At 68.9% G+C, this 19,650-nt stretch carries 15 protein-coding genes and 1 pseudogene; 10 read left to right on the forward strand and 6 right to left on the reverse strand.

The window, feature by feature from the left end:
- Positions 1-33: 33 nt before the first annotated feature.
- The 7 genes and pseudogenes from ACFOSH_RS45135 to ACFOSH_RS22250 form a co-directional block, all read left to right on the forward strand.
- Positions 34-612 (forward strand): annotated as a pseudogene (locus tag ACFOSH_RS45135) (AMP-binding protein); the annotation flags it as partial.
- Complete coding sequence (locus ACFOSH_RS45140) at positions 598-2,979, forward strand: MupA/Atu3671 family FMN-dependent luciferase-like monooxygenase (RefSeq protein WP_449224190.1); 2,382 nt, start codon at positions 598-600, stop codon at positions 2,977-2,979. The pseudogene ACFOSH_RS45135 and the gene ACFOSH_RS45140, both read left to right, overlap by 15 nt.
- Entirely contained in the window at positions 2,976-5,498 is a 2,523-nt protein-coding gene (locus ACFOSH_RS22230; RefSeq protein ID WP_378240958.1) for a type I polyketide synthase, read from the forward strand. The genes ACFOSH_RS45140 and ACFOSH_RS22230 overlap by 4 nt, the downstream gene beginning before the upstream one ends.
- An 11-nt stretch (positions 5,499-5,509) precedes the next feature.
- On the forward strand, positions 5,510-6,313 hold the full coding sequence (locus ACFOSH_RS22235; RefSeq protein WP_378240959.1) for a 3-hydroxyacyl-CoA dehydrogenase family protein: 804 nt from the start codon (positions 5,510-5,512) through the stop codon (positions 6,311-6,313).
- Positions 6,314-6,322: 9 nt separating this feature from the next.
- Positions 6,323-6,619: an acyl carrier protein gene (locus ACFOSH_RS22240; RefSeq protein WP_378240960.1), complete on the forward strand. Its 297-nt coding sequence runs from the start codon at positions 6,323-6,325 to the stop codon at positions 6,617-6,619.
- Positions 6,612-7,748 (forward strand): acyl-CoA dehydrogenase family protein, encoded by a 1,137-nt coding sequence (locus ACFOSH_RS22245; RefSeq protein ID WP_378240961.1) that lies wholly within the window; start codon positions 6,612-6,614, stop codon positions 7,746-7,748. Before ACFOSH_RS22240 ends, ACFOSH_RS22245 begins: the two co-directional genes overlap by 8 nt.
- Complete coding sequence (locus ACFOSH_RS22250; RefSeq protein ID WP_378240962.1) at positions 7,745-8,821, forward strand: HAD-IIIC family phosphatase; 1,077 nt, start codon at positions 7,745-7,747, stop codon at positions 8,819-8,821. Before ACFOSH_RS22245 ends, ACFOSH_RS22250 begins: the two co-directional genes overlap by 4 nt.
- Positions 8,822-8,825: 4 nt before the next feature.
- Here ACFOSH_RS22250 and ACFOSH_RS22255 read toward each other — a convergent pair whose 3' ends face one another.
- The 5 genes from ACFOSH_RS22255 to ACFOSH_RS22275 form a co-directional block, all read right to left on the reverse strand.
- Positions 8,826-9,488 carry an O-methyltransferase gene (locus tag ACFOSH_RS22255; protein WP_378240963.1) on the reverse strand — a complete coding sequence of 221 codons (663 nt, stop codon included), beginning with the start codon at positions 9,486-9,488 and terminating at the stop codon, positions 8,826-8,828.
- A 6-nt stretch (positions 9,489-9,494) separates the two neighbouring features.
- Positions 9,495-10,310: a class I SAM-dependent methyltransferase gene (locus ACFOSH_RS22260; RefSeq protein ID WP_378240964.1), complete on the reverse strand. Its 816-nt coding sequence runs from the start codon at positions 10,308-10,310 to the stop codon at positions 9,495-9,497.
- Positions 10,307-11,914, reverse strand: a complete 1,608-nt coding sequence (locus tag ACFOSH_RS22265; protein ID WP_378240965.1) for a helix-turn-helix transcriptional regulator — start codon at positions 11,912-11,914, stop codon at positions 10,307-10,309. Before ACFOSH_RS22265 ends, ACFOSH_RS22260 begins: the two co-directional genes overlap by 4 nt.
- 830 nt (positions 11,915-12,744) lie before the next feature.
- On the reverse strand, positions 12,745-13,416 hold the full coding sequence (locus ACFOSH_RS22270) for an NAD(P)H-binding protein (protein ID WP_378240966.1): 672 nt from the start codon (positions 13,414-13,416) through the stop codon (positions 12,745-12,747).
- Positions 13,417-13,620: 204 nt separating this feature from the next.
- Positions 13,621-14,181 carry an ArsR/SmtB family transcription factor gene (locus ACFOSH_RS22275; protein ID WP_378240967.1) on the reverse strand — a complete coding sequence of 187 codons (561 nt, stop codon included), beginning with the start codon at positions 14,179-14,181 and terminating at the stop codon, positions 13,621-13,623.
- Between the two features lie 83 nt (positions 14,182-14,264).
- Here ACFOSH_RS22275 and ACFOSH_RS22280 point away from each other — a divergent pair, with 83 nt between their 5' ends.
- From ACFOSH_RS22280 to ACFOSH_RS22290, 3 genes are all read left to right on the forward strand, one after another.
- A complete protein-coding gene (locus ACFOSH_RS22280) occupies positions 14,265-15,590 on the forward strand; it encodes a M20/M25/M40 family metallo-hydrolase (protein WP_378240968.1) in 1,326 nt (441 codons plus the stop codon).
- Positions 15,587-17,359 carry a S9 family peptidase gene (locus tag ACFOSH_RS22285; RefSeq protein WP_378240969.1) on the forward strand — a complete coding sequence of 591 codons (1,773 nt, stop codon included), beginning with the start codon at positions 15,587-15,589 and terminating at the stop codon, positions 17,357-17,359. The genes ACFOSH_RS22280 and ACFOSH_RS22285 overlap by 4 nt, the downstream gene beginning before the upstream one ends.
- Before the next feature lie 179 nt (positions 17,360-17,538).
- Positions 17,539-19,005, forward strand: coding sequence for an MFS transporter (locus ACFOSH_RS22290; RefSeq protein WP_378240970.1), 1,467 nt, complete (start codon positions 17,539-17,541; stop codon positions 19,003-19,005).
- 71 nt (positions 19,006-19,076) lie between these two features.
- Here ACFOSH_RS22290 and ACFOSH_RS22295 read toward each other — a convergent pair whose 3' ends face one another.
- A complete protein-coding gene (locus tag ACFOSH_RS22295) occupies positions 19,077-19,400 on the reverse strand; it encodes a hypothetical protein (RefSeq protein ID WP_378240971.1) in 324 nt (107 codons plus the stop codon).
- Positions 19,401-19,650 lie beyond the last annotated feature (250 nt).

The raw sequence follows: 19,650 nt of genomic DNA on the forward strand, positions 1-19,650 counted from the left end.
GACCTCCTGGTGCACCAGCTGCTGGCGGAACGCGTGGCCGCGACACCCGACGCGGTCGCCGTCGTCGCCTCCGACGCCACCCTGACCTATCGCGAACTCGACCGGCTCGCCGACCGGTTCGCCCGGCGGCTGCGCCGACTCGGCGTGGCACCGGACGAACCGGTCGGCGTCCACCTCGGCCGCACCTCGCTGCTGATGGTCACCCTGCTGGGGATCCTCAAGGCGGGCGCGGCGTATCTCCCGCTGGATCCCGGCTATCCGCGCGATCGGCTGGCGTTCATGGTCGGCGACGCCGGCGTGCGGCTGATCGTGGCGGACTCCCGGTCGGCCGCGGCCGCCGGGCGCCTCGGCGCCACCCAGGTCGTGGTTCCCGACCTGACCGAGGCGCCGGAAGACCCGCTCGGCACTTCGGCACCGGCGGCCACCCCCGACAACCTGGCGTACGTGATCTACACGTCCGGGTCCACCGGGCGGCCGAAGGGGGTCATGGTCACCCATCGGAACGTGGTCAACCTCTTCGCCGGGATGGACGACGTCTTCGGTGCCGACGAGCCGAGCACCTGGCTCGCGGTGACGAGCGTGTCCTTCGACATCTCCGTGGTCGAGTTGCTGTGGGCGCTGACGCACGGCCACCGGATCGTGCTGCGCGGCGAGCCTCCCCTGCCGTCGGCCGCGGCCGCCGCGGAATCGGCCGAGGTGGCCGAAGCTCGCTCCCGCGACATCGATTTCAGCCTGCTCTACTTCGGCAGCGACTCCGAAGCCAGCTCCGAAGACCGCTACCGGCTGCTGCTCGAAGGCGCGAAGTTCGCCGACCGCAACGGTTTCACCGCCGTGTGGACGCCCGAACGCCACTTCCACCGGTTCGGCGGGCTGTACCCGAACCCGTCGGTGATGGCGGCGGCCGTCGCCGCGATCACCGAACGGGTCCAGGTGCGCGCGGGCAGCGTGGTGCTGCCGCTGCACGACCCGTTGCGGGTGGCGGAGGAATGGTCCGTCGTGGACAACCTCTCGGCGGGCCGGGCAGGCATCTCCCTCGCGTCCGGCTGGCACGCCAACGACTTCGCGCTCGCGCCGGACCGGTTCGAGAAACGCAAGCAGCTGATGATGGACGGGCTCGCCCAGGTCCGGCAGCTGTGGAGCGGCGAGAAGGTGACGCGGCTCAACGGTGTCGGCGCCGAGGTCGAGGTCGGCGTGTTCCCCCGGCCCGTCCAGCCCGAGCTGCCCGTGTGGCTGACCAGTGCCAAGCATCCGGAGACCTTCCGGATGGCGGGCGAGGCGGGCACCGGGGTCCTCACCCATCTCCTCGGGCACAACCTGGAGGAGCTGGCCGAGAAGATCGCGCTGTACCGCAAGAGCTGGCGCGAAGCCGGGCACGGACCCGGGGACGGCCATGTGGCGGTCATGGTCCACACGTTCGTCGGGCAGGACCTCGACGAGGTGCGGGAGCTGGTGCGGGAGCCGATGAGCCGGTACCTGGAGACCTCCTTCGACCTGATCGCGTCGCTCGGCGCGACCACCGGCAGCGCCGCGGACTTCAAGGCGTTGTCCACCGAGGAATTGCGGGAGCTGGTCGACAGGGCCTTCGATCGGTTCTTCGCCACCGCCAGCCTGCTCGGCACCCCGCAGGTCTGCGCCGACATGGTGGACCGGATGAAGGCCGCCGGCGTCGACGAGGTCGCCTGCCTGATCGACTTCGGCGTCGACGAAAACGCGGCGCTCGACGCGCTGACCCATCTGACGACCGTCCGGGAGATCAGCGACGAACGCCGCGATGCCGCGCTGGCGAAGGCCGAGGAGCCGATCGCCGACCAGCTGCGCGAGCACGCGGTGACGCATCTGCAGTGCACGCCGTCCCTGGCCCGCGCACTGCTGGCGGATCAGGACGCGCGTGCCGAACTCCCCCGGCTCAGCCGGTTGCTGGTGGGCGGCGAGGCGCTTCCCGCCGATCTGGCCCGCGACCTCGCCGACGCCGTCGGAGGCACGGTCCACAACATGTACGGGCCGACCGAGGCCGCGGTCTGGGCGACGACGTCACAGATCCCGGCCGACGCCGGCCCGGTGTCCATCGGGCGGCCGCTGGCGAACGTCCGGGCCTACGTGGTCGACCGCGACACGCGCCTGTGCCCGACGGGCGTCCCCGGAGAGCTGCTGCTCGGCGGGGACGGCGTGGTCCGGGGTTACCTCGACCGCACCGAGGTGACCGCCGAACGCTTCCAGCCCGACCCGTTCGACGGCGGGCCTGGCGCGCGGGTCTACCGGACGGGCGATCTGGCCCGCTGGCGGCCGGACGGCGGACTCGAATTCCTCGGCCGCATCGACGATCAGGTGAAGCTGCACGGTCACCGGATCGAACTCGGCGAGATCGAGACCGCGCTCGCCGACCACGCGGGGGTCCGGTCGGCGGTCGCCGTCATCCGGGGCACCGGCGCGGAACAACGGATCATCGGCTACTACGTGCCGGCGGCGGGCAGGCCGACGAACACCGTCGAGCTGCGCGCCTTCCTCGCCACGCGGTTGCCCGGCTACATGGTGCCCAGCGCGTTCCACGCGATCGACACGGTGCCGTTGACCCCGAACAAGAAGGTCGACCGCCGGGCGCTGCCCGACCTGTCGGACGTGCGGCCCGAGGCCACGACGGAGTACGCGCCGCCGACGAACGAGACCGAACGGCTGGTCACCGACGTGTGGCGGGACGTGCTCGGCGTGGACCGGGTGGGCGTGGACGACAGCTTCTTCGAACTCGGCGGGAACTCGCTGCTCGTGGTGGTGGCCAGGGCCCGGCTGCTCGAACACCGGGACAACGAGCTCTCGCTGGTGGACATGTTCCGGTATCCGTCGGCACGGGCACTCGCGGAGGCGATCGACCGCAAGCCGTCGGACGGGCCCGACGAGGCGGTCGGCGCGGGTGCCGCGCGGGGATCCGCCCGCCGTGCCGCCGGACAGGCCGCCAGACGGCGTACAGGGAAGGCGGGGGTGTGAGTACCGAAATGGAAGACGGGACGGAACCGATCGCGGTCGTCGGGCTCGCCGGGCGGCTGCCCGGCGCCGACACCATCGAGCAGTTCTGGCGCAATCAGCGGGACGGAGTCGAGTCGATCAGCAGGTTCAGCACCGAGCAGCTGACCGAAGCCGGGTGGCCGGCGGAAATGGTGGCGCACCCCGACTACGTGCCCGCCGCCGGGGTCATCGAGAACGCCGACCACTTCGACGCGGAGTTCTTCGGGTACAGCGCGGAACAGGCGGAGATCAGCGACCCGCAGCAGCGGCTTTTCGCCGAATGCGCCTGGCACGCGCTGGAGGACACCGGGCACGACCCGTCGCGGTTCGACGGCGCCGTGGGTGTCTACGCCGGTTGCTTCGCCAACAAGTACCTGCCGCTGAACCTCTTGGCGAACGCGCGGTTCCGGGGGTCGATGGCGGCCTTCTCCGCACGTCCGTACAACGACAAGGACTTCCTCGCGACCAGGGCGGCGTACCTGTGCGACCTCCGTGGCCCCGCGATGAGTGTGCAGTCGGCGTGTTCCACCTCGCTCGTCGCCATCCACCTCGCCTGCCAGGCGTTGCTGGGGCACGAGTGCGACATGGCGCTGGCGGGCGGGGTGGCGCTGCCCATCCCCTTGATCGGCGGCTATCCGGTGGTCGCGGGCGGCATCTTCGCGCGTGACGGCCATTGCCGTCCGTTCGACGCCGCATCGAGCGGGACGGTACCCGGCTACGGCGTCACGGTCGTGGCACTCCGCAGGTTGAGCGACGCGCTCGCGGACTCCGACCACATCCGCGCGCTGATCGTCGGTACCGCGGTGAACAACGACGGTTCGGCGAAGTTCGGGTTCAGCGCGCCGAGCTCGCAGGCACAGGCCGAGGTGATCGCCACCGCGCAGGCGGTGGCCGGGGTGCCGTCGGAGACCATCGGCTACCTCGAAGCGCACGGCACGGGCACCCCGCTCGGCGACCCGCTCGAGGTCGCCGGGCTCACCAAGGCCTTCAACACCCGTGAGCGCGGGTACTGCGCGATCGGTTCGGCGAAGGCCAACATCGGTCACCTGGACGCCGCCGCGGGCGCGGCGGGGTTCGCCAGGGCGGTGCTGGCGCTCGAACACGAAGAGATCCCGCCGAGCATCAACTTCGACGCGCCCAACCCGGCACTGCTGCTGGAACGCACCCCGTTCTACGTGCCGACCACCGCCCGTCCCTGGACCCGTGGCGCGACGCCGCGACGGGCCGGTGTCAGCGCCTTCGGCGTCGGCGGCACCAACGCGCACGTGGTGCTCCAGGAGGCTCCGGCACCGCGAGCCGCCACTCCGGACACCCGCGACGAACGGTTGCTCGTCCTGTCCGCGCGGACCGGGAAAGCCCTGTCGGACGCGGCGAGCGCCCTCGCCGGCCGCTTGGAGCGGCAGGACGACCTCGACCTCGCCGACGTCGCCTACACCCTGCAGGTCGGCAGGCGCGAGTTCCGGCGCCGCCGTCATCTGGTGGTCCGCGACCGGGACGAGGCGATCGCCGCGCTCCGGGCGCTGGCGGAGCACGGAGCCGCGGACGCGGTCGACGACGTGAACGCCCGCCAGGTGGTCTTCATGTTCCCGGGCAGCGCCTCGCACCGGCCGGACGCCGCCTCGGCGATCTACCGCGGCGAACCGGTCTTCGCCGAGGAAGTCGACCGTTGTGCCGCCCTGGCAAGGCCACTGCTCGGCTACGACCTGCGCGGCCTGCTCCTTCCGTCCACCGAGGACGGTCCGGCGGCAGGGCGGGACGACCCGCGTGGCGTGGCGGCCGCGGCCTTCAGCCTGCAGTGGTCCCTCGCCCGGCTGTGGCAGTCGTGGGGAGTCCGCCCCGACGCGATGATCGGCGAGGGCGACGGCGAGTACGTGGCGGCCTGTCTGGCGGGCGTGCTCGACCTGGCGGACGCCCTCGACGTCACGATCGCCGCCGCCGGGATCCGCTCCCGCGCCGGGACCGACGGGATGTTCGACGCGCACGTGGCCGAGTTCACCGCCAGGGTGACGCGCTACGAGCGCAAACCGCCGCAGGTGCCGTACATCTCCGGCGCGACCGGGACCTGGATCGGCCCGGAGGACGCCGTGGAGCCCGCTCACTGGGCCCGCCACCTCCGTGAGCCCGCCCTGTTCACCGACGGCCTGCGGGAGCTGGCCGCCGAGCCCGGACGGCTCCTGCTGGAAGTGGGACCGGGCAGCACGCTGACCGAAATCGTCGCGCGGCAGGAAACGACGAAGAAACTGGTGGCCTTGCCGTCGCTACCACCCGGAGACGGGAACCGATCCGGCCACGCCGTCCTGCTCGACGCCGTCGGCAGACTGTGGCAGTCCACTGTGGACATCGACTGGGACGCTTTCCGCGGCACATCGCGACCCCGGCGGGTGTCCCTGCCGGGCTACTCGTTCCAGCGGCGCCGGTACTGGATCGGGCCCGACTCCGGCAGCTATGAACCACTGGGTCTGGAGGAGGCGTCATGGACGAGCCGCTCGTTGCCATCGTAGGAGCGGGTGTCATGGGCACCGGGATCTCGACGCTCGTCGTCGGGCACGGGTTGCCTGTCGTGCTGGTGGACGTCGACGAGGGCGTGCTGGACCGCGCCGCCGCGGCGTCCGCCACCGGGCTGCGGCACGCGCAGCTGACGGGTGCGCTCCCGCCCGGGCGCACCCCGGCGAAGTTGCGCACGACCCTTTCGCTGAGCGACGTCGCGGACGCGGCGGTGGTCATCGAGGCGGTCACCGAGCTGCCCGAGAAGAAGGCGGAAGTGCTCTCCGGCGTCTCGGCGTCGGTCAAGCCCGGAACCCCTTTGATCTCCAACACTTCCGGCATCCCCATCGACGAAATGGCGTCGTGGGTGCAACGTCCGGAAGACCTCATCGGAACACACTTCATGAACCCCGCGTACCTGATCTCGATGGTCGAGGTGATCCGCGGCCCGCGGACCGCGGACAAGACCGTCGAGTCGGTGCTGTCGCTGCTGACCCGGATCGGCAGGCGCGCGGTGGTGGTGCGTGACGCGCCCGGTTTCGTGACGAGCCGTCTCCTGCATCCGATGATCAACGACGCCGCGCAGGTGGTCAGCGCCGGCACCGCCACCGTCGAAGAGGTGGACACCCTGATGCAGGGCTGTCTCGGTCATCCGACGGGCCCGCTGCGCACCGCGGACCTGATCGGCATCGACAACCTCGTCGACGCCCTGGAGGCGTTGTACGCCCGGACCGGAGACGAGCGGTGCCGTCCCGGTGAGCTTCTTCTCGAAAAGGTCCGACGAGGCGAGCTCGGCCGAAAGAGCGGCCGTGGCTTCTACGTCTACAAGTGAGGGATGGTCATGACCGCGGAACAGCAGATCGAAAAGGCGCCCTTCGACATGGACGCCGTCGTCGACGAGATCACCAGGTTCGTGGCCGAGCAGACCCGGACCAGCCCCGAGGTGGATCAGGACCTCTTCGCCACCGGGGTCGCCAACTCCATGTTCGCCATGCAGCTGGTCATGTTCCTGGAGCAGGCCTACTTCGTGACGGTCGCCGGGCCGGACCTGCAGCTGTCCAACTTCAGCACGGTCAAGAGCATGGCGACGCTCGTCGGCAGGCTCCAGGCGGAGGAGGCCGCAGACAGCGATGTCTGACGGACTTTCCTTGCGCCACGAGGATATCTGGCGTCTCGTCGGGGACAGCGCCGGCGGCTGGGACATCGACGGCGAGATCCCGCGAACCGTCCTGAGTGAACTCGGCGCCGCCGGGGTGCTCTGCGCCGAAGTGCCGAAACGCCACGGCGGGCTCGGCTTGGGCAGCCTGGAGAGCGGGGAACTCACCGCTCACGCCGGGAGCCTGTGCAGCTCTCTGCGCAGTGTGATGACTTCGCAGGGCATGGCGGCGTGGACGATCCAGCGTCTCGGCACCCGCGAACAGCGGGCCGCCTTCCTGCCGCAGCTGACCGGCGGCAGGCTCGCGGCCGTCGCGTTCAGCGAGCCCGACGCCGGGAGCGACCTCGGCGCGATGACCACCGAGCTGCGGTTCGACGGCGACACGGTGCTCGTCGACGGCGGCAAGACGTGGATCACCGCGGCGGCCTACGCTGACTTCGTCGTCGTCATCGGGAAACTGGGCGACAACGCGGCGGCGGTCGTCGTGCCGGCGGACGCCGACGGGGTCCGGATCGAGAAGATCCCGCACCCCATCGGCTGCCGTGCGGCGGGACACGCCGAGGTGCGGCTGGACGGCGTGCGCCTGCCCGCCGCGAACGTCCTCGGCGGGATCGGGCAGTCGTTGCCGATGCTGGTGACGACCGCCCTGGCCTACGGCCGGATGTCGGTGGCGTGGGGTTGCGTCGGCATCCTGCGCGGCTGTCTCGGCGCGGTGACCGAGCACGCGAGATCGCGGCGGCAGTTCGGCAAACCGATCGCGGAACACCAGCTGGTTTCCCGGATGGTCGCCGACCTCTACGCCGCGGAGCAGATCACCACGGCGGTGTGCCGTCAGGCCAGTGAAGGCTGGGAGTCGGGTTCGCCGGACGTCGTGATCGCCACCGTGCTCGCGAAACACGTCAGCGCGACCGAGGCCGTGCGCGGGACAGCGTCGGCCATGCAGATCATGGCCTCGGCGGGCGCGTCGGACGGCCACGTGGTCGCCCGCGCCTACCGGGACGCGAAGTTGATGGAAATCATCGAAGGCAGCAGCGAGATATGCCAGCTCGAACTCGCCAGACACGCCCTGGCGAGCGGGAACGGCACAGGCCGGCAGGAGGCGCAGCAGTGAGCGAACCGATCACCACCGTCAAATGTGTCGTCTGGGACCTGGACAACACGCTGTGGAAGGGCACCCTGCTCGAAGGGGACGACGTGGTCATCGCCGACCACGTCCGCGAAACCATCGTGGGTCTCGATGCCCGCGGCATCCTGCAGGCCGTCGCCAGCAAGAACGACCACGGCCCCGCCTGGGAACGCCTCGAAGCCCTCGGCGTCGCCGAGTACTTCGTGAACGCCAAGATCGGGTGGGGCCCGAAGTCGTCGTCGATCCAGCAGATCGCCGACGAGCTGAAGTTCGCCCGGCACACGATCGCCTTCGTCGACGACCAGCCGGCGGAACGCGCGGAGGTGGCGTTCCACCTGCCGGAGGTGCGCTGCTATCCGGCCGAGGCGATTCCCGAGTTGCTGACGCTGCCCGAGTGCACCCCGGCGACGGTGACCGTCGATTCGCGGCGCCGTCGCCAGATGTACCAGGCGAACGCGCGTCGCCAAGCCGAGCAGGAGTCGTTCGAGGGGCCGTCGGAAGAGTTCCTGCGCTCTCTGGAGCTCGTGATGGAGATCCAGCGCGCCACTCCCGACGATCTGTCCCGGATGGAGGAACTGACCCTGCGGACGAGCCAGATGAACGCGACCGGTGTCCACTACTCCGACGCCGACCTGCGCGCGCTCCTGGACGACCCGCGCCACCAGGTCCTCGCGGTGACGATGAACGACCGCTTCGGGTCTCACGGCGCTGTCGGTGTCGTGCTCCTGGAGACCGGTCCGGCGGTGTGGCACCTGAAGCTCCTGGCCACCTCGTGCCGGGTCGTCTCGTTCGGCGCCGGTGCCACCGTGCTGAACTGGCTGATCACCGAAGCGGCGGCGGCCGGTGCCCATCTGGCCGCGGACTTCCGGCCGACCTCGCGGAACCGGATCATGGAAGTCGCGTACCGGTTCACCGGGTTCGCCGACGAGCCGTGTGCCTGTCTCGCCGGACTGCCGTCATCGGACGACGGGGAGACGCGGCGCCTGCACATCACACCGGTCACGAGACCGGCTCCCGGCACCATGCGTCTCACCGCCGTCCGACTGGCCGCGGCCTGATCCGTCATTTCTTCCGGACGAGGGTGATTCCGTCGGCCATCGTGAGCATCGAGACGTCCACTCGCGGATCGTCGCGCAGCGATGCGTTGAGCGCCCGGATCGCGAGAATGTCCGGATCCTCGCTCGCCGGGTCGAGCACCCGTCCGAAGTAGAGCGTGTTGTCTATGACGATCAGCCCCGACGGCCGGGTGAGGGCGAGCGCGGCCTCGTAGTACGCCCCGTAGTTGGCCTTGTCCGCGTCGATGAACACGAAGTCGAAACTCTCGCCGCCCCGCTCGTCCACGAGGGCGGCGAGAGTTTTCGTCGCGTCACCGACACGCACCTGGATACGTTCGGCGACTCCGGCGCGCTCCCAGTAGCCGGCGCCGATCGCCGGCCACTTCGCGTTCACGTCCAGGGTGACGACCGTGCCGTCCGGCGGCAGCGCCCGCGCCATGCACAACGTGCTGTAGCCGGTGAAGGTGCCGATCTCCAGCACCGACTCGGCACCGGCCAGGCCGACGAGGAGGGCCAGCAGCTGGCCCTCCTCGGCCATGACCTGCAAGGCCGAACCGCCCGGCAGCCCCGCGCTCTCTTCCCTGAGCGCGGCCAGGATCGGGTCCTCTCTCAAGGACACCGCGCGGACGTACTCGCGGATTTCCTCCGTCGCGACGATCTGCTCAGCCACGCCGCCTCACCGCCGGGCGACGCAGGCGAACGACAGCGGGATCGGGTCGCCGGGGATCCGCCAGTTGTGGTCCCCGTCGGGCACCATCAGCGGGAGCCGCTGCCGTGCGTCGTAAGGGACTTCGCGGAGGTGCTCGATGGTCAGACCGGCGTCGACGAGCGCGTTCACGACCTCTTCCACGGTCCAGCGCCAGCCGTAGATGCTGTGCGTCTCCACCGGCACCTCGTCCTCGATGCGGTCGGCGTAGCTCTTGGACATCTCGTGGTGCACGTCCCGGGACTCGAACAGCGAGCGGGCCACCCGCAGTTCCCCGTCGACCGAGTCGAAGAGGGTGAGGATCGGGTGGATCTCCACGATCGTGAGGGTGCCGCCCGGTTTGACATACCCCGCCGCCACCTGGGCCCAGCCGTGGATGTCGGGCAGGAACGAAAGGGTGCCGTAGCCGGTGAACACCATGTCGAACTCGCCGTCGAGCACCTTGGGCAGGTCGTAGAGGTTCGCCTGGACGAACTTCGCGTCGAGGCCGAGCTCACCGGCGAGTCCGGTGGCGATGTCGATCGCCTCGTCCGAGATGTCGGTGCCGGTCACCTGCGCGCCCATGCGGGCGAGCGAGAGCGAGTTGACGCCGATGTGGCACTGCAGTTCCAGCAGGGACCGGCCGCGAACGTCGCCCAGCTCCTCCTGTTCCAGCTTGCGCAACATGTTGTGCCCCTGTTTGAACCTTTCCACGTCGTAGTACGAGGACTGCAGATGCGCCCGTGCCCGCAGGTTGAAGCCCTCCTGGTTCGCCGAGATCTTCTCGAGGTCGCTCATGGACGTCATCGGTGTTCCCTTTCGCCGTGGATCGGTGGTTGCGGACGGTCGCCGGTGACCAGTGGAGCCAGATCGCGGCGGCTGGTCACCCCGAGCTTCTGGTAGGCGCGGCTCAGGTAGTTGTCGACGGTGCGGGCGGACAGCCCCAGCCGGTGCCCGATGGCGGGACTGGTGAATCCCCCGGCGGCCAGCAGTGCGACGTCCCGCTCGCGTCTGGTGAGCTCGATCAGCGGGGCGGTGAGCCGCAACAGCGGGGTCGTCGCGTCGGGACACGCCATCCCGCCGGGAGGTGTGGCGGTGTGCCGCACCGCGGCCGCGGCGGTGGCGGTCTCCGCGGCGAGCAGGTCCATCCCGAGTTCGGTGAACTTCGCCGTGGCGACGTCCAAGGCCCCGGGATCGGACCGGGCCAGTGCGTCCGCGGCCCCGGCCATGGCGGGCACGACAGGCCCCTGCACCACGGCGGCGAGCGCGGCGAGGCGATGCCTCACGGTGTTGGGATTGCCGAGCCGGGCCACGTCGTAGCGCGCCGTGGCCTCGACGGCGTACTGCCCCAGCGCCATCGCGAGTTCGGCCGCGGAACGTGCCTGCCGGGCGGCGAGAGCGGTGTCCCCGCCGGCCGCCGTGGTCCACGCCTGGCTCAGGGTCAGCCACGGGGCGAACAGGCGGCTCTCGGGTGCCCTGTCGGTGACGAGCCGCCGGGTCTGCTCCGCACCGGCCTGATCGCCGGACATGGCGCGGGCCGCGGCGAGCTCGGCCAGGCACGGCGCCAGCATGAAACACGAGTTGCCACCGTCGAACAGGCGCGAAGCGGTCTCCAGATCGGTGATGGCGGTGATCAGGTCGCCCCGTGCCTTGGCCACCTGGCCGCGCAGCGCCAGCCAGCCCGCGGCCACCTCGATGTTCCCGGCGGTCACCGCGTCCTGGTATCCGTCTTGGGCTATCCGGCGCGCGTGCCGCACCCGGCCGGCCATCAGCAACGCGAAGCAGTGCGCATAGCCGATCTCGGCGAACCAGGGCCGGCCGGGGCCGGGCCTGCCGACCGCCGCCAGCGCCCGGTCGAACCGGCCCGCCAGGCCGGCCGCGACGACGACGGTGGTCACCGCCGGCTTGATCGCCTCGTCGGGCAGTTGCCTGTCGCGCAACACTTTCTCGCCCGCGGTCAAGGCCGCGCGGGTCCGGCCTTCCAGCAGCAGCAAACCGGCCCGATGCGCCTCCGCCACCGGACTGCCGACGTCACCGAGCACCCGATGCGCGGCCTCGGCGTCACCCGCGCCCCAGTACTGGATGGCCGCCGCGGTCACCGCCCAGCGGGTGCGGCGCGCCAGCGGGGCGGTGCTCGCCGGCGGATGGGGCAGGACCTCGCCCGCGTACTTGTACAGGCCCCGCCGCACCAGCACTTCGGCCGCGAACTGGTCGGCGGGGTTGCGGCCACCGTGGAGGTGCCGTGCCGACGTCACCACCGCCTTGGCCATGTCGAGGTCCACCTTGACCAGTACGCGCTGGGTCTCGGGGAGCAGACGGCCCTGCCACGGCACCAGGTTGACCGGATCGACCTGCGGGACCGCGGCTATACAAGGAGACAAGACATCCCCGGACTCCGTACGCGCGATCATGAGGCTCGCCCGGTCGTCGAGGACACGGTCGCCACATAGTCCACAATAGACTCATCCACAATGGACATAGACGCACCCTTGCCGGCGATCACGACGCCGGCTCGAGCCGCCGACTTTGTCTTGGCGATTGACTGCACAACAAAGAAACCCCCGGTGTTGTAAGATGAGGAACCTTCGCGCTGAGCCCACTGTCCATATCGGACCGCGTAAGAGTGGATTAAGCCTCGCCCGCCCGTTGTTCGGGCGGAACGAAGTGGCCTGAATATTCGCCAATCTCTCCCGAGTTGATCTCGGGACCAGATCAACGAACCCCCAAGGTTCTGTCAGTCAGTAGCTGGACTTCATCATAGACAGCAATAGTGTGCACTGCAACCAATCTCGGTCCACTTCGGCCGATATCCGTAGCCGTAAATAGACATTTCGGTCGTTGTCGTAGCGAGCGATTGCGTGCGCGATACCCGGGCATCCACCATGAGAATTTTGCCGCCACCATTCGGTCGCATCCGTCCGAAACGATGTTCGGCCGGTAATTCGTAACGGAAGATGGCGTGCACACTGGATTTCGCCGCTTACCGGCGAGCACTCGTCCGTCCGGCACAATCAAGTACACCCGGACGTCGGCCCCCGCGACAAGGCATCAAAGCGCAATTCGCAATGGCGGTTCTTCGATTCCCGGAACACTCTCGAACGCCGCGAGGTTCGACGGGCAGAGATGCGTGTCGGCGTCATGGCCCATTGACGGACTGAAGCCCTTGGCTGATCGTTCCTCTGTCACCAGAAGAAGGATCGGCCAAGGGCTTCAGTCGGGGAAAACCCGAAGGTCAGGACACCTAGCCGTCGATCGCCTTTTCGATGGGGGTCTCGCCACCGAGCACCACGTAGATACGGCCGGCGGTGCCGGGCCGGTCGAGAAGCGCGACGAGCACGGCGGCGACGTCTTCCCTGGCGACCTGGTCGAACCTGGCGCCCGTGGGCCCGACCTTGTTCCCCGCGGTGAGTTCGACGGTGCCGTCGCCATCCCCGTCGGTGAGCACGCCGGGCCGAAGTACCGTCCATTCGAGCTTGTCACGGCTGAAGATGTGCTCTTCGGCGGCACGTTTGGCCCGCAAGTAGGTGGCATACCCCTCGCCGATGCCGCGGTCGTCGGCGCAGCCCACGTTGATGGAACTGACGTGCAGGAACCGTCGCACCCCGGCCTGTTCCGCCGCGTCCATGACCAGCACGACAGCGGCCCGGTCCATTTTGTCCCGGCGCGCGGAGGTGGCGCTGTTGCCCGAGCCCGCCGAGAAGACGGCGGCGTCCGCTCCGGCGAGAGTCGCGGCCACTTCGTCCACTGTGGCGTGCTCGAGATCGAGCACGACGGCTTCCCCACCCGCCCGTCTGATGTCGTCGACGTGGCGCGGATTGCGCACGATACCCACGACCGCGTCACCCCGCTTGGCGAGGAGCCGAGTCAATCGCAAGGCGATCTTGCCGTGGCCGCCGGCGATTACGATCTTCATTAACTACCCTTTCCCACGGATGATCAACAAGACAACCGCTCCCTCTGAAGACCTTCCGGCAATTCTCCTGTTGTCGTCGATCTTCGGACAAGGAAGCGTATTCGTGAATCCGGCACGGAACACCGCGGCCGTTCAGCCTGCCGGGCGGACGTGCGATACCGACACTAGCGAAAGTGATCTTCGGCCGGTGGCGGAATGAACCCATCAACCATCGTCGGCATCTGTCGATCGATCGGAATGGGCACCATTCTCCCGTGGGTCGGAGTCGAGTTGAGCCTGGGCGGCGAGCGACCACAGATAGCTCAGCGGCTCACCATCGGGTTCGTCGGTGTACTCGCCGATCAGTTCCCGGATCCGGCGATGGAGTGATTCCACGGACTCGGGACGCAACCGCAGCACTCCCCGTTTCGCGCCACGACCGGAATCCTTGCCCGCGGCGATCAGTTCGGCCCGGTGCGCGCCGAGCACGGCGAGGTCGACCCGCTGGGCCAGGCCGGAGTCGTCGGGCAGGATGGTCATGCCCCAGGTGCGCGCGGTCGCGCGATAGGGCCGTTGCAGGGCGCCGTGTTCACCGGTGTTGACCGGTTCGGCGACCAGGAAGTTCGTCTTCACCAGAGCACGGACGTGGCGCAGGGTGGTCGCGGGAGCGAGGTCGAGCTCGACCGACAGCTCCTTGTTGGTCAACGCACGGTCCAGGCACAGCCGCAGGATGCGCCAGCGGACCGGGTGCCCGAGTGCCTTGAGTTCTTCGATCGTCGCTTCCACAACCGGCACTGTACCTTGCCAAGCCGTCATCGGTTTGCTTGACTACATATCGATGTCATTCTGTGCAATCGCTTGGAGGATCTGTGATCGAGCAGCTCCAGGGGTGGGTGAGTGGCCGTGACCTGGTCGGCGAGCTGGCGGACTGGATCTCCTTGCCGAGCGTGAGCCGCACAGGCGAGGGCATGACCGAGGCCGCCACCCACGGCCTCGGACTCTTGCGCGCGTCGGGCCTGGAGGCGCGTGAGGTCGAGACCGGCGGCTGGCCCGCGCTCGTGGGGACGGCGGACGGACCCGGACCGCACGTGCTGATCTACGGGCACTACGACGTGCAGCCCCCGGGGCCGCTCGAACTGTGGACGACGCCGCCGTTCGTGCCCTCGATCCGTGACGGCCGGATGTACGGCCGCGGCACGGGCGACAACAAGGGGCAGCATCTCGCGCAACTGCTGGGGCTGCGCGCCCTGCGGGACCTGACCGGCGGTTTCCCTTGCCGTGTCACGGTGTTGCTCGACGGCGAGGAGGAGATCGGCAGCCCCAACCTCGCCAAGGCCGTCCGCCGGATCGGTCAGCCCGACCTGGCGATCTGGAGTGACGGGCCGGTGCACGACTCGGGCCGGGCGTGCGTGGTCCTCGGCATGCGCGGAATCCTGATGTTCGAACTGCGGACGCGAGGCGCGAACCGGCCGTTGCATTCGGGGAACTGGGGCGGGGTCGCCCCGAATCCGGCGTGGGCGCTGGTGCAGCTGCTGGCCACCATGCGGTCGCCGGACGGCACCGTGACCGTGCCCGGGTTCGCCGACGACGTCGCGCCGTTGACCGACGGGCAGCGTGCCGCGCTGGCGGATCTTCCGGTGGACGTGGCCGGAACGCTCGAAGCGATCGGGGTGGCCGTCATGGAGCCACCGGCCGACCTGGGCTTCCACGAACGCTTGGCCGTCCCCACGCTGACCGTGAACTCGTTGAGCTGCGCGGATTCCGGCGACCACCGGGCGGTGATCCCCGACGTCGCCATCGCCCGCTGCGAGGCCAGGCTGGTCGGTGGCCAGACACCCGACCAAGTCGCCGACGCCATCCGGCGGCACGTCGCGAAGTACGCACCCGATGTCGAATTCGTGCGTGACGCGGCCATGTCGCCCTCTACCACTCTGCCCGAAACCCCTTACACGGCAACGATTCTTCAGGCCATCGAGGACGGGATCGGGCAACGGCCACTGCTGGTTCCTTCGATGGGCGGAAGCCTGCCGATCGCCGTGCTCAGCGACGAGCTCTCGTGTCCTTGCTACGGCGTGCCGTTGGCCAACGTCGACGAGGCCAACCACGCACCCGACGAGAATCTGGACCTCGACTGGTTCCACCGTGGAATCGTCGCCGCGGCGTCGATCCAGCTCGCCTTGGCGGCGCACTCATGACCGTCTGGGGTGCTTGGCCGTCGAAAGAAGGCTTCGCGTACGTCTGCGACGATTCCGGCCGGCCGCAGCCCTGGTTCCAGACCTGGGCCGGGGAACGGCGGATGTTCCCGATCGACGGCGCGGTCACCCGGCTGGCGTGGCGGCCCGACGAGACACGCCTCCTGATCGTGGCGGACGTGACCGGCGGCCAGGACTACCGGCTGGCCGAACTCGATCCGGTCACCGGCGAGGTGGACTGGATAGCGACCGAACCCGGTGTCAGGCGCGAGATCGGCGTGCCGTATTCGAGCGGAAGCCAGCCGTACAGCCCGGATGGCCGTCTGCTCGCCTACGCGACCAGCGCGCGCGACATCACCTGTTTGGACGTCCACGTGCGGGACCTGACGACCGGCGAGTCCAGGATGGTCCTGGAGGGTGACGACCGGTACGTGCCCGTCTGTTTCTCGCCGGACTCCCGGTACCTGCTCGTCCTGAAATTCCATCAGAACGCCGATCAGGATCTGTACGCCTGCGATCTCGAAACCGGCCGGACAGAACATCTCACCCCGCACCAAGGTCCGGCGAAGTATCAGCCGGGCGGGTGGAACGAGGACGGGATCTACCTGTGCACCACCGAGGGCCGCGACTTCCTCGGTGTCGCCCTGCTCGTCCCCGGCCGTCCGCTGAAGTGGATCGCCACGCCGGATGCCGACGTGGAGAACGTGATCGTGGGCCCGCAGGTCGTCTGGGCCTTGCCGCAGGATCAGTGCACGATCCTGTGCACGCCGGAGATCGCCGTCGAACTGCCCGGGTTCGCCTCCCAGCCTTTCGGCTACGACGGCTTCGTGCCGCGCTTCGCCGAAGATCGTCTGCTGGCGCAGGTCGGTGCCGGCGACCGGGCGACCGAGTTCTTCTTGGTGGACTTGGCATCGGGCGAATCGCAGCAGCTCAGCAACTTCGGCGACGGGATGCCGGACGACCTCGTCGTGCCGGAGACGGTCTGGTTCACCGGAGCGGACGGGCTGGAGATATCCGGGCTGCTGTACCGCCCGCGTTCGGTGACCGGCCCCGTTCCGGCGGTGCTGACCATCCACGGCGGTCCGGAGTGGGCCGCGCTGCCGGTGCACGACCCGCTGATCCAGCGGGCGGTGCGAGCCGGGATCGCCGTGCTGGCACCGAATGTGCGCGGGTCGACCGGACGGGGGCTGGAGTACCAGCGGCTGATCTATCGCGACTGGGGAATCGGTGACCTCGCCGATTTCGAAGCCGCCGCACTGTTTCTGCGAAGCCTGGACTGGGTGGACGGCGACCGGCTGGGTGTCCACGGGGTGTCCTACGGCGGTTTCGCGGCACTCAGTTGCCTGACGAGGCTGCCGGACTATTGGCGGGCAGGGGTCGCGATCTGCGGGCCGGCGGATCTCGAAATGGACATCCGGGCCCTGCCGCCGACGTGGAGCAGGCGGGTCGTAGAGTGGATCGGCGACGTCGACGATCCAACGGATCTGGCGAGACTGAAGGCAGCGAGTCCGCTGGCCTATGCGGCGGACATCCAGGCGCCACTTCTGCTGGCGCATGCGGAAAACGACACCACGGTCGTCATCAACGGCACCGAACAGCTGTACAAGACGCTGACCGAATTGGGAAAGACCGTGCGGTTCATCCGCCTTTCCGGCGGTCATCTCCCGGAAGACCGAGACGAACGGGACCAACTCGACACCGCCGTCGTGAACTGGTTCCGTGAATACTTCGAGCCGCGCTCACCTGGTAGGGAAATGGCTCAAAACGACTGAGGGGTCATTCATTCATGACAATGGCCGTCGTCGGCGCCGACGACGGCATGACGAACACGGCACCAATTCCCGTGAACACCAAGCTCGGCGCCGGAATCCGGCGCCGCGCGGCTTGTCCTGCTTCCTGCGATATCGACCAGCACTCGTAAAACTCACCCCCGAAAGGACAGGCACAGAAAATGCCTCCTGCAGTCGCCGGCGCCGAGACGCCGTCCCGCAGACGCCTCGGTTTGATCCTGGCGTTGCTGGCTTTCGCCATGTTCATCTACGCCATGGACTACAGCATCGTTTTCGTGGCGCTGCCCGACATCGGTGCCGGAGTCGGCTTCTCCGCGCACACTCTCCAGTGGGTCGTCAGCGCTTATGTCGTCGCCTTCGGCGGTTTCCTGCTGCTCGGCGGCCGTGCGGCGGACCTGTTCGGACGCCGCCGGATGTTCGTCTTCGGCCTTTTCCTGTACGCGGCTTCCTCGCTCGTCGGAGGGCTCGCCGGTGACCCGACGACCCTGATCATCGCGCGTGCGGTGCAGGGTCTCGGTGGCGCTTTCCTCGCCCCCTCAACGCTTTCGCTGATCACCACGACCTTCGCCGAAGGTCCTGACCGCAACCGCGCGCTGTCGATCTGGAGCGGTGCCGGCGGTAGCGGCATGGTCTTCGGCTCGCTGCTCGGTGGTGTGCTGACGGGCGCTTTCGGCTGGGAATCGATCTTCTTCGCCAACGTCCCGCTCGCCGGTGGCGCCATGCTGCTCGCGTTCTTCGTCATCCCGAAGGACACCGACCAGGGGGCCGACGGACGCAAGTTCGACCTGCCCGGCGCGCTGACCGCGACCGTCGGCGCGACGCTGCTGGTGTTCACCCTCGTCCAGGGACCGGTGTCGGGCTGGACCTCGCCGACGATCCTGATCACCGCGGCCATCGCCATAGCCGTGCTGGCCGGGTTCATCGCCATCGAAGGTCGCGGCCGCGACCCGCTGCTGCCGCTTCGCTTGTTCCGTAACCGAAACCTGAGTACCGGTACCCTCGTCGTCTTCGTGTTCATGGGGACTTTCGGTGCGCTGCCTTACTTCTTCACCGTCTACTTCCAGAACGTGCTCGGCTACTCGGCGATCCAGAGCGGTTTCGCCTTCCTCCTGCCGTGTGTCGGGGTGCTCATCGGCAACCTGTCCGGCGGGAAGCTGGTCACCCGCTTCGGCGCGCGCACCACGCTGATCGTCGCGCTCCTCATCGGTGCCGCCGGTACCGTGGCCTTCGCGTTCTCCATCTCGCCGACCGGTTCGTTCCTGGCGCTGGTGCCGGGGGTGCTCGTCCTCAGCCTCGGCCAGGGCACCGTGTTCACCGCGATGTACGCGGCGGTGACCACCGGGACCGCGGAAGAGGATCAGGGCATCGCCTCGGGTATCGCGTCGACCGGCCAGCAGGTCGGTCTCGCGGTCGGCCTCGCCGTCCTGGTGGCGGTCGCCAACTCCGGTAACGAAGGACTGACCGGTGAGGCGCTGCGCGTCGCCACCGCCGACGGCCTGCGCACCACCATGTGGGCCACCGTGGCAGGCATGGTGCTGGTCGTGCTGATCGCGCTGAACTTCAGGCGGACCTCGGCGGCTCCGGGCGTCGAGTCGGCGAAGGCGGCCGACGCGACCTCCGCCGCCTGATCTGAGCGAATAGGAGGTGACCCGCCCCGTGTTCGGTACACACGAGGCGGGTCACCTTTTTGCTTAGGGGACTACTGCGACGCTCGTACAGCGGCGCCGACAGCGGCCACATCGAGGTCCACGACAACCTCGTCGTTCTCCCAGCGGCCGCGTTCCGAGATCACCAGGCCGATCAGGGCCAGCTCCCCTGCTTTGTCCCGCAAGGCGTACTGCTCGTGAGTCTCCTCGCCGAGGTCGTCCAGCTCGTCACGCTCCCACGCGGCCACCGCGGCCTGGGCCAGGGACTTGGGCAGGCGAACCGTGAGCGGGGCGATCTGGGCGTCGACGCACGCCCCGATCGATGCCAGCACCTTCGAGTCTTCCCGATACCTGACGTACTGCCCTTGCTCGTTCACAGTGCGACGGTAGCCACTGGCTGCCGTAACGGCATCACCATTAACCGGGCCCGTGTCCCCGCCCATCCCCACTCGACCACTGGACGGGCTCAAGATCGACACTGAATCTCCCGTGGTACCCCCAGACACGAAGAAGCCCAGGTCATCTGAGGTTGCCCCTGTGGACCGGACACCCTGATCCCAGACAGTGGTCTGGGGAAGGATGTCTCTGTGTCACGTTCGTCGAAGTATCCGGAGCAGTTCCGCAAGG

Source organism: Amycolatopsis speibonae, assembly GCF_042647925.1.
GTDB classification, from domain to species: Bacteria; Actinomycetota; Actinomycetes; order Mycobacteriales; family Pseudonocardiaceae; genus Amycolatopsis; species Amycolatopsis speibonae.

What these genes read in the sequence shown, in the direction of transcription:
- ACFOSH_RS22235 (WP_378240959.1), top strand. Translation starts at nt 5,510, where the DNA reads ATGGGCACCGGGATCTCGACGCTCGTCGTCGGGCACGGGTTGCCTGTC.
- ACFOSH_RS22240 (WP_378240960.1), top strand. Translation starts at nt 6,323, where the DNA reads ATGACCGCGGAACAGCAGATCGAAAAGGCGCCCTTCGACATGGACGCC.
- ACFOSH_RS22245 (WP_378240961.1), top strand. Translation starts at nt 6,612, where the DNA reads ATGTCTGACGGACTTTCCTTGCGCCACGAGGATATCTGGCGTCTCGTC.
- ACFOSH_RS22260 (WP_378240964.1), bottom strand. Translation starts at nt 10,310, where the DNA reads ATGACGTCCATGAGCGACCTCGAGAAGATCTCGGCGAACCAGGAGGGC.
- ACFOSH_RS22265 (WP_378240965.1), bottom strand. Translation starts at nt 11,914, where the DNA reads ATGATCGCGCGTACGGAGTCCGGGGATGTCTTGTCTCCTTGTATAGCC.
- ACFOSH_RS22270 (WP_378240966.1), bottom strand. Translation starts at nt 13,416, where the DNA reads ATGAAGATCGTAATCGCCGGCGGCCACGGCAAGATCGCCTTGCGATTG.
- ACFOSH_RS22285 (WP_378240969.1), top strand. Translation starts at nt 15,587, where the DNA reads ATGACCGTCTGGGGTGCTTGGCCGTCGAAAGAAGGCTTCGCGTACGTC.
- ACFOSH_RS22290 (WP_378240970.1), top strand. Translation starts at nt 17,539, where the DNA reads ATGCCTCCTGCAGTCGCCGGCGCCGAGACGCCGTCCCGCAGACGCCTC.